Source organism: Acutalibacter sp. 1XD8-33, from assembly GCF_003612555.1.
Lineage (GTDB): Bacteria > Bacillota > Clostridia > Oscillospirales > Acutalibacteraceae > Acutalibacter.
Genome location: NZ_RAZF01000067.1, coordinates 1 through 2,617 on the forward strand (window position 1 = coordinate 1; position 2,617 = coordinate 2,617).

General features: G+C 55.6%; 5 protein-coding genes and 1 pseudogene. 5 read left to right on the plus strand and 1 reads right to left on the minus strand.

From position 1 onward, the window contains the following. A pseudogene (locus D7X94_RS18635) lies at positions 1–387 on the plus strand (DUF3849 domain-containing protein); the annotation flags it as partial. Continuing rightward, positions 384–728, plus strand: coding sequence for a plasmid mobilization protein (locus tag D7X94_RS17710; protein WP_120429133.1), 345 nt, complete (start codon positions 384–386; stop codon positions 726–728). The pseudogene D7X94_RS18635 and the gene D7X94_RS17710, both read left to right, overlap by 4 nt. Positions 729–771: 43 nt before the next feature. Here the strand turns inward: D7X94_RS17710 and D7X94_RS17715 are convergent, their stop codons facing one another. Then, positions 772–1,077 carry a helix-turn-helix domain-containing protein gene (locus tag D7X94_RS17715; RefSeq protein WP_120429134.1) on the minus strand — a complete coding sequence of 102 codons (306 nt, stop codon included), beginning with the start codon at positions 1,075–1,077 and terminating at the stop codon, positions 772–774. A 116-nt stretch (positions 1,078–1,193) separates the two neighbouring features. On the opposite strand from D7X94_RS17715, the gene D7X94_RS17720 reads away from it, so the two are divergent. The 3 genes from D7X94_RS17720 to D7X94_RS17730 form a co-directional block, all read left to right on the plus strand. Further along, the gene (locus tag D7X94_RS17720) at positions 1,194–1,634 is read left to right on the plus strand and encodes a hypothetical protein (protein ID WP_040654541.1); all 441 of its coding nucleotides are present in this window, start codon (positions 1,194–1,196) and stop codon (positions 1,632–1,634) included. A 77-nt stretch (positions 1,635–1,711) separates the two neighbouring features. Continuing rightward, positions 1,712–2,017 (plus strand): hypothetical protein, encoded by a 306-nt coding sequence (locus D7X94_RS17725; RefSeq protein ID WP_016320848.1) that lies wholly within the window; start codon positions 1,712–1,714, stop codon positions 2,015–2,017. Positions 2,018–2,078: 61 nt separating this feature from the next. After that, the coding region (locus D7X94_RS17730) for a relaxase/mobilization nuclease domain-containing protein (protein WP_158591080.1) at positions 2,079–2,617 on the plus strand (539 nt) is incomplete at its 3' end.

The window sequence follows — 2,617 nt, forward strand, 5'->3', positions numbered from 1 at the left end:
CGGCATGAATTTCTGCTGAAGCAGCCCCTCAAGGCGGCGGACATCAAGGCGGAGGCCGAACACATTTTGAAGCGGCTTCAAGAGGAACGGGAACCCAACAGCCCCAACGGGCCCCACTACATGGCCCAGGTCTCCCTGGACTTCCTGGCGCGGGCCGGGAGCAAGGACACGGACCGGCTGATGTCCATGCTGCCCTTCCAGTCCCTGTCCCTCTCCACCCTGGAGGGCCGGAAGGGGACTTATGCCCTGATCCGCAAAGATGAAAACCGCTTCCAGCCCCTGGTGCTGCGCCGCCCCTCCGTGAAGAAAAAGCTGCAAGAGAAATCTGCCGCCTCCGCCGCTCCCAGCGCCCCCGGCAAATCCAAGTCCAAGGGGCAGGAGCGATGAAGGCCCCGAACCGTCAGCGGGAGGTCCAGCTGAAATTCCGCGTCACCCGGTCGGAGCGGACGTTGATCGAGCAGAAGATGGAACAGCTCGGCACAACCAACATGGCGGCATATCTCCGCAAGATGGCCGTGGACGGCTATGTGGTCAACTTGGAACTGCCGGAGCTGCGGGAGATGGTCTCCCTGCTGCGCCGGTCCAGCAACAACCTCAACCAGCTCACCCGCCGCGTCCATGAGACGGGCCGGTTTTATGATGCAGACCTGGAGGAACTGCGGCAGAGCTATGACGGGCTGTGGGATGCGGCACAGAAAATTTTAACTTCGTTGGCAAAACTCCAATAAACAATGAAAGGACAGTCCTATGGACCACTCTCTCAAATTATTATCACATAATGTCCAGGAGCTGGAAAATCACAGCCTGCTGTTTTTCATCCAGCCTTGCCCAGCGGTCCATCAGCTCCGCCTGCGATTCGGTCAGCGATACCGGCGATTCTCCTTCTGCAAAGAGTTGGGATAAGGTGATACCAAACGCATGACATATCTTTTCCAGTGAGGGAACTGTGGGGATCATGTTCTTTCGATACCAGGAGGAAATTGTAGACTGCGGCAGGCCGGAACGCTCGGCAAGCTGATATTCTGTCCATCCTCGTGCCTCCCTGTTCGCTGTAATGACGGTAAGAATATCTTTCAACGCATTCGCCCCCTGTGCTTGTATTCTTCGCTAATTATACTTTTGCAAATCGTTGCATTTTAATAATTTTTCTCGTATAGTAAAAGCGAAATACAAAAGTATCGGGGGCGATGCGGATGATTGTAACCTTTTGCGGACATAGCAAAATATATGAGACTTGCGAAATCTCCAAATGGTTGGATATAATACTCCCATCGCTGATTGAGGGCGGCGCGGCCACATTTTATCTCGGCGGCTATGGAGACTTTGACAGTCTGGCAGCAGCGGCGGTGAGACGGCAAAAGGCCACCTATCCCAGCATTGAAGCGGTCCTGGTGCTGGCCTACCTCAACCGGGACGCTGACCTTTCCCGCTATGACAGCACCACCTACCCGCCGTTGGAGAATGTGCCGCCCCGTTACGCCATTGTCAGGAGAAACGAGTGGATGGTCCAGGAAAGCGATGTGGTGATCTCCGGCGTCACGCATGGGTGGGGTGGGGCGGCGAAAACACTGGACTTTGCGAAGCGCAAGCAGAAAATCATTTTTCAGTTTCCAATGCAGATAAATAAAAAATGAGTGGCGGGGCCGCATCCTTGCAAAAAATCGTCCATGCCGCTATGCTGGTATCAAATCAAATTTAAGAGGTGTTCATTATGACCTATGAAAAAGTGTTAGCTGTATTCCGGGACTATCTGGCCGAGGATAAAGCCTGTGAGGTGCTGACTTCCAGCCAGGGCTATCTGGTGGTGGATTGGGACAGCAGGAAAAAGGACAGCGAGTGGGTGACTTCCCGGCTGTGCCAGACCCCGGAGCATCTGCGGGATGTGCTGCGCTCCCGGTATGAGGAATACCAGGGGTACAAGCTCACCGAAGGCTACAAGCGAGAACTTCTGCCCTCTGAGGATGTGGATATTCGGCGCACGGGTGAGGCGATGGCCGAACGGTGCGGCGAAAACTGAATACACAGTCTGAAACGGTCCGCCAATCGCGGGCCGTTTCTTTTGAAGGGAGGGACCGCCAATGGCAACCACCCGCATCATGCCTCTGCACATAGGCAAGGGACGGACTGTGGGCAAGGCCATTCAAGACATCATCGACTATGTGGAGAATCCAGAAAAAACGGACGGCGGCAGGCTGATCTCCAGCTACCAATGCGACAGCCGGATCGCGGATGCGGAGTTTCTTTTGTCCAAGCGGCAGTACCTCGCCAGAACTGGCAGAAAGCGCGGGGCGGATGATGTGATTGCTTACACTATCCGGCAATCCTTCGTCCCTGGCGAGATTACCCCGGAGGAGGCCAACCGCCTGGGCTATGAGCTGGCCCGTCGCTTCACCAAGGGGAAACACGCCTTTATTGTCTGTACCCATGTGGACAAAGCCCACATCCATAATCACATCATCTGGAACTCCACCACCCTGGACCACTCCCGGAAATTCCGGGACTTCCTCGGCTCCGGGCGGGCGGTGCGGCGGCTTAACGACACCATCTGCGTTCAGAATGGCTACTCCATCGTGGCAAATCCCAAGCGCCGGGGCAAGAGCTACAACAAGTGGCTGGG